Below are 13,624 nucleotides of genomic sequence, written 5' to 3'. Positions count from 1 at the left end.
TTATACCGTAATACGTTGGCAGCTAATGCGAAAGCATGCGCCCTGTTCTTGTTGTATATAGTTTAATTGTGCCTGATTTGCTTCACAAAAACTATGTGATAAGTACAGTCCTAATCCGGTTCCACTAATCGAGGTGCTGAAAAAAGGTTGAAATAATAGGGCCTGGTCGTGTATGGCTACACCTGAGCCGAAATCCCGGATATCAATCCAGACCCGATGTTCATAGGGATGTATATTCAGCTGAATGTAATTGGCATCTGCTGAATTGTGACGGATGGCATTGCGAAGCAGGTTAATCAGGACTTGACGAAATTGTGCTTCATCGAACTGAATCAGCAGCGGCACATCAATATTAAATTGAATCTGATCGCAAATATCGGCCAAATCTTCCTGGATAAATAACGGGATAAATTCATTGAGATGAATCGGCACCGGATGGGTTTCTTTATTTTTGACCATATTCAGCGTGTCCTGAATAATCCGGTCGATCCGGGTCGCCTGTCGGCCAATCATCTGGTTGAGTACTTGTTGTTGTTCATTGTCAGAGTCAAGGTATAAATCATTGGCCTGCACAATAGCTGCCAATGGATTACGAATTTCATGCGCAATACTGGCTGAAAGCTGGCCCAGTGCAGCAAGCTTGAGTTGCTGCACCTGTTGATTGAGTTTTTTGGCATCCTGTAACACCAATAACATCAGGGTTTGATGCGGCACAATCAGCTTTTGTACCTGTACATGAATGTTATAGCGACTTTGCTGTGATTCAAATTGAAAACGCTCGCCATTTTCCAGCGTTTCAAACTGGATCAGTTCAAACAAGTCATTTTGAGATTGGTATAACGAAAATCTTTCATGGGCATACATTGGTTCAATGCCCAGCAGATGACAGGCAGCTGGATTACTGAGCACCACATGGTAATTCTCATCTAAGACCAGATAGCCAGTTTCAATCTGTTCCAGAATATAGCGGTTAATATTCTGTAAGCGATATAGTTCAAGCGATTGAGAAAAATTTAGGTTTTCTAGAATCTGAAAGCGCCGTACCGCAATTTGTCCTGAGCCATAGACGACAAAAAACAGAAAGGCCAGCAGGGCACTATTCCCGATATTGGAAAGTGAGGAAAAGGCAAAAATACTGCCGATAAAATGCTGATAGATGATACTAATTACCGCAATCAGGGTGATGATCAGGGCTTTCTTGGCATCCAGTAATAATGAGGCTGAAAAAATGGTAATAACAAAAATCAGTCCGAGATGGACATTTGGACCCTGACTGGCCAAGGTCAATAAACTAAGAAAAAAGACATCGCTGGCAAAAATCAGAATGAACTGTGGCTGAATCAGGCGCTTTACCCATCTTAGCGTAAACAGCTGCACAGTATTGACGGCGACGCCAATCATTAAGGCATAGTGATAGAGTTTAGGATACTGATAATCCGCAGTCATATCGGGATAAGTCAGCAGGAAAATCAGCAACAAACCGGTGCTGATCAGTAGGCGATAAGCGCTATACCAGATACCAAGATGATATTGATTGAGTGCAGAATAACTGGATTGTTGTGCCATATGCACCGGAACTCGTTAAAGACTAAGGTTTAATCAGTCCATAGCGCATGGCTAGATGAGTCAGTTTAACATCGCTATCGATATTCAGTTTTTCAAAAATACGGTAACGATAAGTATTCACGGTTTTAACACTTACAAAGAGCTTGTCAGCAATTTCCTGCGCGCTGATACAGTTCACCACCATCATCGCCACTTGCATTTCACGTTCTGACAGTGCATCAAAAGGCGATTGCTGTGTATCAGAAAGGTAAGAACTCGCTAACTGTTCTGCAATGTCGGCACTAAAATATTTACCGCCTTGCATGACTTTATTGATGGCGCGAACCATTTCTGAAATCGGCGCCCCTTTGGTAATATAACCTTTGGCTCCGGCTTTTAATAACAGCGAAGGATAGGGTTCTTCTGCCAGACCGCTGACAGCCAGTACTTTGGTTTCAGGGGCGCTCTGAAGCAGACGACGCGTGGTTTCTACGCCACCAATGCCCGGCATATTCACATCCAGTAAAACCACATTCGGATGATGCTGACGAACCAGAGAAATCGCTTCTTCACCAGATTCAGCCTGTCCAATCACCTGAACCTCCGCATGGTCTTCCAGCATTCTGCAAATTCCAGTACGTACTAATTCATGGTCGTCCACAACTAAAACTGTGATCACCTACGCTCTCCCTCTGTTAAAAAAATCATTTTTTTGTTACATAAAGCAAAATAAGCTTGCAATGAAAGTACAAAATTAGCAATCCTATTCGCAAGATAAAATCTGAAACTTATCACACAGTGTCAAGATCAAAAAATGTTCTGCAATGTGTTTAAATGTAAGGCATATTAGAGGTAATACGCAAATCAATCTTACCTCTGTTAGTTGAGTGAAGAAATAGTGAAGAAAATAAACAAGTCTTTAAGGCATGTATTGGGCCTGTCCGTGTTAGTCAGCATGAGTGCGACAAGTTTTGCTGAAATCATTATGAATTCTGGCACGACAGAGGGCGGATCCAGCATTAGTTGGTCTTCTGAGGAAGTCAATCAGCTGATGAGTGATGATTTCCGTGTGGCTGCTGATGAGCCTTCGCCACCCGGTTCAGCCACCGTGACCACGACCTTGCGTCAGAGTGTACCGAGCACCCAGCAGTCGGTCAGTGTTCAGCAACCAGCAAAAACAACACAGATTTTTGATACAAACAGTTATAGCAATCAACCCTCTGTAAATGCCCGTGCTGCATTGGTTATGGATGCGCAAACCGGTGAGGTGCTGTTTAGCAAAAACACCAATACCGCTTTGCCGATTGCATCTATTACCAAATTAATGACAGCAGTGGTGATTTCCGATGCACGTTTAAACATGTCAGAAAAAATCACGCTGCAACAGGCTGATTTCTCTTGCGCAGGTTGTAAAAGCTCAAGCTCGACCTTACGTGCTGGCGATAGCATGAACCGTGCCGAAGCTTTATTGTTTGCTCTAATGAAGTCTGAAAACCCGGCAGCTGCAGCCTTGGCGCGAACGTATCCAGGTGGTCGCAGTGCATTTATTGCAGCGATGAACAGTAAGGCCAAGGCCTTAGGCATGAATTCATCCCGCTTTATGGAATCAACCGGCTTACACCCTGGAAATGTGGCATCAGCACGTGATTTGGGTATTTTAGTGAATACCGCTTCTCAATATGGTTTGATTCGTCAATTCTCGACCACACCAAGCTATGACTTTAACTTGGGTTATCGTGTACTGAAATCGAATAATACCAATGCACTGGTGCGTAACGGCGGCTGGAATATCAATATTTCTAAAACCGGTTTTATTAATGAAGCAGGGCGCTGTGTAGTGATGCATACGACCCTGAATAACCGTCCGGTGGCAGTGGTACTGTTAGGTGCAAATAGCTCACAGGCGCGTACCAATGATGCGACCCGTTTGATGAGCTGGGTGAGCCAGCAACCAAAACGAATCTAATCTCTGCACTCATAAAAAAACCCTGCAAATGCAGGGTTTTTTATTCTGGCTGAAATTACATGTTCGACAGAATAGAGTCTTTTACCTGAGCCATGGTTGCGTCGATAGACAGCATCACCGCATCGGCACATTGTTTGATCGCGGTATCTGGATCTTTTAGACCATTACCGGTTACGGTACATACGATTACTGAACCTTCAGCGATTTTACCTGCTTTGATATCACGGATTGCACCGCCAACAGACGCAGCAGATGCAGGTTCTACGAATACACCTTCATACATCGACAGCAGACGTTGCGCTTCAAGAATCTCAGCATCCGTCAGTTCATCAAACCAGCCGTTTGAATCACGAACGACAGCTTTGGCATGATTGAAGCTTTGCGGATTACCAATACGAATTGCAGTTGCAACAGTTTCCGGATTTTCTACTGGACCACCACGCAGGAACGGAGCAGCACCAGACGCTTGGTAACCGGCCATGATTGGCAAGCCAGCCGGTTTAGGACCAGTGAAAGCATCGGTTTCAGCATCGTAAATCACTTGCTCAAATTCTTCTTTCGACTGATTGGCCACCGCTTCGGTATAGCCCATCCAGTGTGCAGTGATATTACCTGCGTTACCCACTGGCAGGCAGTGGTAATCCGGGGCACGACCTAAAGCTTCAACGATCTCGTAAGCAATGGTTTTTTGACCCTGCAGGCGGTACGGGTTGATTGAGTTTACAATCGTTACCGGTGCCTGATCAGCAACTTCCTTCACCAGACGCATGCCGTCATCGAAGTTACCACGAATTTGCATGGTGATTGCACCATACATCATCGCTTGGGCCATTTTACCCATGGCAATTTTGCCTTCCGGGATGAGCACGAATGCTTTGATACCGGCACGAGCAGCGTATGCAGCCGCAGCAGCAGAAGTATTACCAGTGGATGCACAGATGATGGCTTTAGAGCCTTCTTCAACGGCTTTGGTCACTGCCATAGTCATACCGCGGTCTTTAAATGAACCAGTCGGGTTTAAGCCCTCGTACTTCACATAAATTTCAACATCTTTACCAATAATGCGTGGAATATTCTCAAGCTTGATCAGTGGAGTATTACCCTCACCCAAAGAGATCGCACGAGTAGTTGCAGACACTGGTAAACGGTCGCGATAGCGGTCAACTAAACCAGTATAACGATTGGCATTCGACATGATGATGTTCCAATTGTGTGTAGAGCTTGGCAAGGGGAAATACTCCCCTTAACCCGATTAATTATCAAGCGATTCTAAACGAATTCGTACAATTTCGCCATGAATGACGGGTAATGCTTGAATTTGTGAGAGCGCTGCATCCATTTTTGATTCGACGATAGGATCGGTCAGAATCACGATCGGAATAAGGTCTTTTAAGCGAGGTTGCTGCATGATGGCATCAATACTGATCCCGGCACGACTGAGGATCGTGGTGACATCGGCAAGCACGCCCATTTGATCTTCGGCATTAATACGGATGTAATAGCCGGTGGTCATTTGTTCACGACTCAAGATCGGTAAATCGGTCAGTGCTTCAAAGGCCAGTTGCGGAATGGTTCCGGCACCGTCTTCGGTATAAATGATATCACGGACAATATCCACCACGTCTGCGACCACAGCAGAAGCCGTTGGGCCTGCACCCGCACCTGCGCCGTAGTAGAGCGTTGGGCCAACCGCATTGGCTTGTACCAGTACGGCGTTTTTCACGCCATTGACGTTGGCAATCAGTTCTTCTTCAGGAATCAGGGTTGGATGAACACGGAGTTCAATCCCGGCATCAGTGCGGCGTGCAATTCCCAGGTGCTTGATACGGAAACCGAGGTCTTCTGCATATTTCACATCTTGTGCAGTGACTTTGCCAATACCTTCAGTAAAGACTTTGTCAAACTGTAGCGGAATACCAAAGGCACATGAAGCCAGAATGGTCAGCTTATGTGCAGCATCAATACCTTCCACGTCAAAGGTTGGATCGGCTTCGGCATATCCGAGTTCTTGTGCTTCTTTGAGTACGTCTTCAAAAGTACGGCCTTTTTCACGCATTTCGCTGAGAATGAAGTTACCCGTACCATTGATGATGCCCGCCAGCCATTCAATCTTGTTGGCCGCCAGACCTTCACGAATCACTTTAATAATGGGAATACCGCCAGCCACTGCCGCTTCATAGGCAATCTGCACGGCGTTGTCTTCAGCCGCTTTAAACAGCTCATTCCCATGTTCAGCCAATAGCGCCTTGTTGGCAGTGACAATATGTTTGCCATGTTTCATGGCTTCCATAATAATTTCAAAAGCAGGATGAATCCCGCCCATGACTTCGACCACCACGTCTACGTCAGGTTGACGCACGATGTCCATCAAGTCTGCACTTTGTTTCACTGATGCAGGTAGGTCCAGATCAGGACGTGGACGACGGGTGCCTACATAGGTAATTTCAATTTCACGACCGGTGCGACGTTTAATCTCAGCAGCATTTTCTTTTAATAGTTTCAAGGCACCACCACCTACAGTACCAAGACCGAGGATAGCCAGACGAACTGGTTTCACGTCACACTCCAAATAAACAGTTTTTTACGAGAACCTAGATCATAGCTAAAAAAACGCCATGACTCTAGGGTCATTTCAGAATATCTTTATGTATAAAATAAAGTTAAATAACGTATTAAAATGAGTTATTTAAGTCGCTTCAATAATTCAGCGCTAGACAGATATCCGCCGAGGTAAACCCCTTCCGAACTATAAATGGCAGGGGTGCCATTGACGCCCATATTCAGGCCCATGTGATATTGATCTTGAACAGGATTTTCACATTTCTCTGCACTAATCTGTGCGCCGGCAATGGCCTGATCAAAAGCACTATGACGGTCAGCACTACACCAGATTGCTTCCATGGCCGGCATATGCTGTTCACCACGCGGCCAGGCGATATAACGGACCTCAATACCTTTACTATTCATTTCATCCATTTGTTCATGGAATTTATGGCAATACGGACAGCTGACATCGGTAAAGACATAGACCACATGCTTGGCCTTGCCTTTGGCCGGATAGATCAGCAGATCTTCTGCTTTCAGTTCGGCAAAGAGTTTATTGTTGATTCCGGCTTGCAGGTTTTCACTGACATTATGCAGCTGTTTATCACCGAGTCGGATCACGTCGCCCTGAATCAGGTATTTACCATCGCTGGTGACATAGACCGCAGACATACCTTCCAGACTGACCCAGAACAGGTTCGGTACTTCGGTGGTTTTAATATCGATAATTTTGGCACTGATCCCCGCAGTTTTGAAATGCTTTTCCAAGGTAGAGACCAGACGCTGTTGTGCATTGCGTTCGGTCAGGGTAGAGGCTTCTCCCGTTGCTGGTGCACTTGCAGTCAGTGTATCTTGCTTTTTAGTGTTGTTATCGGAATTGGAACATGCGCTAAGCCCCAAACCAGCAGCAAGTGTACAAGCCATAAAAACTTTTGAGCGGGCAAATGTCATAAATAACCCTTTTCTTCTTGGACTAAAAACAGAGCATTAGCATAACAAAAAAAAATACAAACACGTCAAACTTCTCAGTTTATTCCATATGTAGATGTTTTAAGCCCGTGGATGATGCGCTGCATGCAGCTGCTGCATCCGCACTTGCGCGACATGGGTATAAATCTGGGTGGTCGACAGGTCACTATGTCCAAGCAGCATCTGTACCACACGTAAATCTGCGCCATGATTGAGCAGATGCGTTGCAAAGGCATGCCGCAAGGTGTGCGGTGACAGCTCGGATGCAATTCCGGCCTGTAAAGCATAGCGTTTAATCGCATACCAGAAATTTTGCCGGCTCATGATCCCGCCATGCTGAGTCAAAAACAGATAATCGGTCGAAGTTTTATATAATTGTGGACGGGCTTCGGTTAAATATTTTTCTACCCATTCACAGGCCATTTGGCCCATCGGTACCAGACGTTCTTTATTGCCTTTACCGACGATGCGTAAATAGCCCTGTTTTAAGTTAATCAGTTCCAGACGTAAGTTAATCAGTTCAGTGACACGTAAACCGCAAGCATACAGCACTTCAAACATGGCACGGTCACGCAGGCCTAAAGCAGTATTGATATCGGGGGCATCAATCAAGGCCTCAACATCGGCTTCAGACAAATCTTTGGGCAAGGCACGGCCAAGCTTCGGGGTTTTATGCGCTGCCACCGGATTATCACTACGCAGCTTCTGTTCACGCAGAAATTTATAAAATGAACGCAAGGCTGACAGACAGCGGGCAATTGAGCGTGGGCTTTTTTGCTGTTTGGTCAGTGCAATCAATACATCGGAAATATCGTCATGGGTCCATTCTGGCAAAGGCTTGCTCAGACATTCTGCACATTGCAGCAAATCAGATAAATAGGCATTTCGGGTGTGTGGACTGACCGTTTGCGCAATCAGATAATCACGAAAACCCTGTAAATAGCTCAAGGCTTCAGGAATTTGAACCGGGGCGGGAATACGGGGTTTTTTATTCAGCATAGGGTGCAAGGATCTGATCTGAAAAAGCGATGAATTTAATAGGTATTCTCCACTGTAGTTTAATTTCACCAGACTGTCGATGTGATATAAAAACTAATTCAGCATGTAATCAATCTTATTTGTTAATTATTCTCATTTGTTTGTATACTGTACAAAATAGTTCAGGAATTTCACGGTGCGTTTGTCTGATTTAAAAGCAAAACAAATTGCCATCATTCGAAAAGTGAGTCGAACAACTGATGGTGAAAGTGCTCTACACGATGTCGTCGCGAGTCGTTTGGAAACTCTAGGCTTTGTGCCGGGTACGAAGGTACAGGTGATTACGAAAGGTATTTTTGGTGGAGATCCCATTTTGATTCAAGTTGGATTTACCCGTTTTGCTTTGCGTAAATCAGAAGCAGCCAAAATTGAAATCGAACAGGCGGTGTCGGCATGAGTGATACATTACGTATTGCCCTTGTCGGTAACCCTAATTGCGGTAAAACTTCATTATTCAACCATTTAACCGGAACACGCCAAAAAGTTGGTAACTATGCGGGGGTCACGGTTGAACGTAAAGTCGGTACGTTTCAGCTTGCTTCAGGCAAAGCGGTGCGGGTACTGGATTTGCCAGGAACTTATAGTCTGGATGCGACCAGTCCGGATGAAGAAATCACCCGTAATGTGGTGCAAGGTAAAATCGCAGAAGAACAGCAGCAGGATGCATTCTTATGTGTAGTAGATGCCACTAACCTGAAACTGCATCTGGGTCTGGTCCTAGAAATGATTGCTTTGGGTCGTCCGATTCTGGTTGTACTCAACATGATGGATGAAGCACGCCGTCGTGGGATGCAAATCAATACCCAGAAGCTGTCTGAACGTCTCGGCGTGCCCGTGGTGGAAACTGTAGCGGTACGCAGTTCAGGGATTGAAAACCTGAAGAATGCCCTGGATCAGGGAAAATTCTCGGTACCGCAGACTGAACTGAGTGGCTTAAAGGGTGACCCGCATCAGCAGGTGGAAGTCATTCTGAACGACGTGGTCAATTTCGTCGATCAGGAAGATAAACGTACCGACTTCCTCGACAAGATTTTTCTACATCCGGTATTGGGTTTACTCAGCTTAGCCGTAATGATGTTCGTGATTTTCCAGGCGGTATTTGCCTGGGCTGCGCCGTTTATGGATGGGATTGAAACCTTCTTCGGCTGGCTGGGTGAGTTCCTCGGCGAATATATTTCGCACCCATTACTGAATAGTCTGGTGGTAGATGGGATTATTGCCGGTGCAGGCGGAGTAGTCGTATTCCTGCCACAAATTCTGATTCTGTTCTTCTTTATTCTGGTACTGGAAGAATCGGGTTATTTACCGCGTGCAGCCTTCTTGCTCGATAAACTGATGTTTAAAGCCGGTTTATCAGGACGTGCCTTTATTCCGTTATTGTCCAGCTTTGCCTGTGCCATTCCCGGCATCATGGCATCGCGGACCATCAGTGATCCGCGAGATCGTTTAACCACGATTTTTGTGGCACCGCTGATGACCTGTTCAGCACGTTTGCCGGTATATGCCTTGCTGATTGCAGCTTTCATTCCACAGCAAACTGTCTGGGGTTTTATGAACCTGCAAGGTCTGGTGTTATTTGGCCTGTATATGGCGGGTATTGTCAGTGCTCTGGCGGTGTCTTTTGTACTGAAATTTTTCCATAAAGATAAATCCCAGCACATGCTGTTGATGGAGCTGCCAAGCTACCGTTTCCCGGATCTGAAAAACGTCTGGATCGGCTTGCTGGATCGCGGCAAAATCTTCTTGAAGCGGGTCGGCGGTATCATCTTTGCCTTATCGATTGTACTCTGGTTCCTGTGTACCTTCCCGCAACCCCCAGAAGGTGCGACTTTGCCGGCGATTGATTATTCACTGGCAGGTATGCTCGGTCATCTGATGCAGCCAATCTTTGCACCGCTCGGTTTTAACTGGCAGATCTGTATTGCCTTGATTCCAGCCATGGCAGCACGTGAAGTGGTGGTTGCTGCATTGGGCACTGTCTATGCACTGTCTGCCGTAGATGACGATGCAATGTCCGAAGGTCTCTCTTCACTCATCAGTAGTGGTGGTGATCTGGGCTGGTCAGTGGCGACAGGTCTGTCTTTACTGGTGTGGTTTATTTATGCACCGCATTGTCTGGCAACTTTGGCGACAGTCAAACGTGAAACTGGTTCCTGGAAAACGGTCAGTATCATGACGGTTTACCTGTTTGGCTTGGCATATTTCATGTCATTCCTGACTTATCAAATTGCTTCATATTATTTGGGCTAATCTCAGGTTGGCCTCGGCCCGTTGAGCTTGCCTGAGTATATGCATGGGAGATTGAGATGATTGAAATTCTGATTGTGGCGGCACTGGTGCTGTGGAGTGCGCTGGTGGTATTTAAAAAGGTGTTTCCGAACACCTCTCACTCAGTCTTCCAGAAGCTGTCTGATGCCTGCGCAGCAAAAGGTTGGACGCGTCTGGCCAAATGGCTGCAACCGGGTATGGCTGCAGGCTGTGGTGGCAACTGTGCCTGTCCGGTGTCGGAGCAAAGTGCACAGGAAAAGCCAGCCCAGCAAGCGGTCAAATGGAAATAAGTTCCTTTTTTGCTGTAATTTTAAAAACCGTCATGAGCATGACGGTTTTTTTACGCATGGACACAAAAAAATGTACAGAAAGCTCAATCAGAAAAGGCATTCAAAACAGCAAAGTGCTACCATTTCGTCAGTTTCAAAATAGACCAAAATATGGGGCGAAAATGTTAATACAACGTGGTGGGTTAAAAGTCGTTGCAGGACTCGGAATATCAGGTGTTGCAGCAGTCAATTTCTTACATGACCAGGGCTACCGCGTTGCAGTAACGGATTCTAGAGCAACCCCCCCGGGACATGACCAGATTCCGGCCGAAGTCCAGACCAGTTTCGGCCAGTTTGATGCCGAGCTGTTGCTGTCTGCTGAAGAAGTCGTGATCAGTCCGGGACTGGATCCAAAATTGCCAGAAATTCAGGCGGCGATGGCGCAGGGTATTCCTGTGGTGAGTGAAATCCAGATTTTACGCCGCGCCACCGACAAGCCGATTGTCGCGATTACCGGTTCCAATGCCAAAAGTACAGTGACCACTTTGATTGGCTTAATGGCAGCCGATGCTGGCAAAAAAGTCGCCGTCGGTGGCAATTTGGGCCGTCCTGCACTGGATTTAACCAAAGATGATCCTGAATTCTATATTTTAGAATTATCCAGTTTTCAGCTGGAAACTACTTCAAATCTGGCGGCTGAAGTGGCGGTGGTACTGAACATGAGTGAAGATCATTTGGATCGGCATGGCGATATGATGGGCTATCACACCGCCAAGCACCGGATTTTTCAGGGTGTGAAAAAAGTGGTGTATAACCGGGATGATTCTTTGACCCGTCCTTTGGTGCCAGATGTGACGCCGATGCAAAGTTTTGGCCTGAATGCACCCGATATGAACCAGTACGGGATTCTTAAAGATACCGATGGTGGCATCTGGTTGGCGCGTGGTCGTGAACGTCTGTTAAAAAGTACCGAGATGTATATGCAGGGCACGCATAATGTTGCCAATGCCCTGGCTTGTCTGGCACTCGGTGAAGCGATTGGTTTGCCATTGGACAGCATGCTAAACACTTTAAAAACCTTCAAAGGTCTGGAACATCGCTGCGAATTTGTCAAAGCAGTGCAGGGCGTACGTTATTATAACGACTCCAAAGGCACCAACATCGGTGCAACCTTGGCGGCTCTCGATGGTCTCGGTATGGCGATTGAAGCCCAAGGTGGCAAAGTTGCGATTATTCTCGGTGGACAGGGCAAAGGACAGGACTTTAAGGCTTTGCGTGAATCATTGAGTAAATATGCCAAGATTGCAGTGCTGATTGGTGAAGACCGTCCGATCATCGAAGCAGCGATTAGGGGCACGACTGAGCTGGTTCATGCAGAGAGTTTGCAGCAGGCCGTAGAAATCTGCCAAAAGCACACCCAGGCAGATGATGTCGTGCTATTGTCTCCTGCATGCGCAAGTTTTGATATGTTCTCGGGTTATCCTGAGCGTGGTCGCAAGTTTGTTGCGTATGTGAATGAACTCAATTAAGAATAACAAGGATTCGTGATATGGCTGGGTTTGCTCAGACTACGATCAATAAACTAAACCAATTTTATAGCCAGTGGGTACCCAAGCTCCCCGCTGAGCTAAATCCACGGAATGTACTAATTTTCTGTGTATTGGCTTTACTGTGTATTGGTTCGATCATGGTGGCATCGGCCTCGATGCCTTATGCTGAACGTATGCATGAAAATGCCTTTCATTATATTAGCCGCCATGGCATTTCGATTTTTGTGGCAGCAGTAGCCGCCTATCTAACCTATAAAATTCCCTTAAAGGTCTGGTTTAATAACACCTTCTTTTTGTGGATTATTACCATTGTACTGTTGGTGGCCGTGCTGGTGGTCGGGACTGAGGTCAATGGTTCCAAGCGCTGGATTCGGGTGGCCGGATTTACCTTGCAGGCCTCGGAAGTGGCGAAAGTGATGATGGCGATTTTTACCGCGGACTATGTGGTACGCCGTGCGGAAGAAGTCCGGAACAATATTAAAGGTTTGGTTCGTTTAAGTGCGATTATGGGTGTGACCGTCGGTTTGATTATTCTTGAGCCGGACTTGGGGGCAACCGTAGTAATTACCTTGACCATGCTTGGCGTGTTTTTCCTCGCGGGTGCGCCGTGGATTCAGTTTGGTGTGGCCTTTATGACCTTGGTCGGTGCATTTGCCGCAGCGATTTTATTAGAGCCTTATCGCTTGCAGCGTTTGATGTCTTTTTCAAATCCATGGGAAGATCCACTGGGTAGCGGTTATCAGCTCTCGAATGCACTAATGGCCTTCGGCCGTGGTGAGTGGGCCGGGGTTGGATTGGGGCACAGCATTCAGAAAATGTCTTATCTGCCTGAAGCGCATACTGATTTTATGCTGGCGATTTTAGGTGAGGAATTTGGCTTTTTAGGTATTGCGACCATCCTGATCCTGTCTTTTACCATGCTGGTCTGCTGTATCCGGATCGGACATCGTGCCTTGCAACATCAATATCTACGCGCCGGCTATCTGGCCTATGGGATCTGTATCATTTTCCTGTTACAGATTCTGGTGAATGCCGGTATGAATATGGGCGTGTTACCGACCAAAGGTTTGACCCTGCCATTTATTAGTTATGGGGGTTCATCATTGATTATCTGTGCGGTGATGATCAGTTTAGTGCTGAAAATTGATTCGACCACTCGGCAGGTCAATCCAAGCCGGGAAGAATCAAGCTTCTAGATTGGAGTTGGACCCGGGCTCCGGCTGAGCATGGTCAAGCACTGTGCTCGGCATTGCAGTTCCGCAATTGGAACAGGTCACAAAAGCAGTTTTAGGCTTGGAAAGTGGAATCAATGGAATAAAAAACAAAGAAAAATAATGACGTTGCTGTTTCAGCTCATAGCCTGTACGGGTTCGGCAGACTGGACACAGGAACTGGCTCTTTTCAATAGTTTTGGTTTTAGGGCCGAATCCAAAAATAAAAAACATCTGCTTTTCCTCTCTGATTTTAATTCTAGA

The 13,624-nt window shown here is 46.3% G+C and carries 13 protein-coding genes; 6 read left to right on the top strand and 7 right to left on the bottom strand.

Going from position 1 to position 13,624, the window contains the following annotated elements:
- Together FTU40_RS11470 and FTU40_RS11465 are read right to left on the bottom strand one after the other, a co-directional pair.
- Positions 1 to 1,566, bottom strand: a complete 1,566-nt coding sequence (locus tag FTU40_RS11470) for a PAS domain-containing sensor histidine kinase (protein ID WP_100329451.1) — start codon at positions 1,564 to 1,566, stop codon at positions 1 to 3.
- Between the two features lie 22 nt (positions 1,567 to 1,588).
- The gene (locus FTU40_RS11465) at positions 1,589 to 2,224 is read right to left on the bottom strand and encodes a response regulator (protein ID WP_005108454.1); all 636 of its coding nucleotides are present in this window, start codon (positions 2,222 to 2,224) and stop codon (positions 1,589 to 1,591) included.
- Between the two features lie 219 nt (positions 2,225 to 2,443).
- Between FTU40_RS11465 and FTU40_RS11460 the strand changes: the two genes are divergently transcribed.
- Positions 2,444 to 3,511: a serine hydrolase gene (locus tag FTU40_RS11460; protein WP_141667085.1), complete on the top strand. Its 1,068-nt coding sequence runs from the start codon at positions 2,444 to 2,446 to the stop codon at positions 3,509 to 3,511.
- A gap of 55 nt (positions 3,512 to 3,566) precedes the next feature.
- Here the strand turns inward: FTU40_RS11460 and thrC are convergent, their stop codons facing one another.
- From thrC to xerD, 4 genes are all read right to left on the bottom strand, one after another.
- The gene (gene thrC / locus FTU40_RS11455; protein WP_005094446.1) at positions 3,567 to 4,706 is read right to left on the bottom strand and encodes a threonine synthase; all 1,140 of its coding nucleotides are present in this window, start codon (positions 4,704 to 4,706) and stop codon (positions 3,567 to 3,569) included.
- 57 nt (positions 4,707 to 4,763) lie between these two features.
- A complete protein-coding gene (locus FTU40_RS11450) occupies positions 4,764 to 6,068 on the bottom strand; it encodes a homoserine dehydrogenase (RefSeq protein ID WP_005094444.1) in 1,305 nt (434 codons plus the stop codon).
- A 125-nt stretch (positions 6,069 to 6,193) separates the two neighbouring features.
- On the bottom strand, positions 6,194 to 7,006 hold the full coding sequence (locus FTU40_RS11445; protein ID WP_100329427.1) for a DsbC family protein: 813 nt from the start codon (positions 7,004 to 7,006) through the stop codon (positions 6,194 to 6,196).
- 99 nt (positions 7,007 to 7,105) lie between these two features.
- Complete coding sequence (gene xerD, locus FTU40_RS11440; RefSeq protein WP_180040921.1) at positions 7,106 to 8,023, bottom strand: site-specific tyrosine recombinase XerD; 918 nt, start codon at positions 8,021 to 8,023, stop codon at positions 7,106 to 7,108.
- Between the two features lie 175 nt (positions 8,024 to 8,198).
- Here xerD and FTU40_RS11435 point away from each other — a divergent pair, with 175 nt between their 5' ends.
- The 5 genes from FTU40_RS11435 to ftsW all read left to right on the top strand — a co-directional run bounded on the left by FTU40_RS11435 (position 8,199) and on the right by ftsW (position 13,345).
- On the top strand, positions 8,199 to 8,459 hold the full coding sequence (locus FTU40_RS11435; protein ID WP_004281065.1) for a FeoA family protein: 261 nt from the start codon (positions 8,199 to 8,201) through the stop codon (positions 8,457 to 8,459).
- Complete coding sequence (locus FTU40_RS11430) at positions 8,456 to 10,312, top strand: ferrous iron transporter B (protein WP_180040919.1); 1,857 nt, start codon at positions 8,456 to 8,458, stop codon at positions 10,310 to 10,312. The genes FTU40_RS11435 and FTU40_RS11430 overlap by 4 nt, the downstream gene beginning before the upstream one ends.
- A gap of 56 nt (positions 10,313 to 10,368) precedes the next feature.
- Positions 10,369 to 10,620, top strand: a complete 252-nt coding sequence (locus tag FTU40_RS11425; RefSeq protein ID WP_005094438.1) for a DUF6587 family protein — start codon at positions 10,369 to 10,371, stop codon at positions 10,618 to 10,620.
- A 161-nt stretch (positions 10,621 to 10,781) separates the two neighbouring features.
- Positions 10,782 to 12,128: a UDP-N-acetylmuramoyl-L-alanine--D-glutamate ligase gene (murD, locus tag FTU40_RS11420; RefSeq protein WP_180040917.1), complete on the top strand. Its 1,347-nt coding sequence runs from the start codon at positions 10,782 to 10,784 to the stop codon at positions 12,126 to 12,128.
- 20 nt (positions 12,129 to 12,148) lie between these two features.
- Positions 12,149 to 13,345, top strand: a complete 1,197-nt coding sequence (ftsW, locus tag FTU40_RS11415; RefSeq protein ID WP_005094435.1) for a putative lipid II flippase FtsW — start codon at positions 12,149 to 12,151, stop codon at positions 13,343 to 13,345.
- Here the strand turns inward: ftsW and FTU40_RS11410 are convergent.
- Positions 13,334 to 13,594, bottom strand: a complete 261-nt coding sequence (locus FTU40_RS11410) for a zinc ribbon domain-containing protein (RefSeq protein ID WP_005094432.1) — start codon at positions 13,592 to 13,594, stop codon at positions 13,334 to 13,336. The two genes, ftsW and FTU40_RS11410, sit on opposite strands and share 12 nt — an antisense overlap.
- Between the last annotated feature and the right edge of the window lie 30 nt (positions 13,595 to 13,624).

The organism is Acinetobacter sp. YH12100 (assembly GCF_013419135.1).
In the GTDB taxonomy this organism is placed as follows: domain Bacteria; phylum Pseudomonadota; class Gammaproteobacteria; order Pseudomonadales; family Moraxellaceae; genus Acinetobacter; species Acinetobacter pseudolwoffii.
Note: the sequence above shows the minus strand (reverse complement) of the source record. Positions and strands in the feature narration are given on the sequence as shown.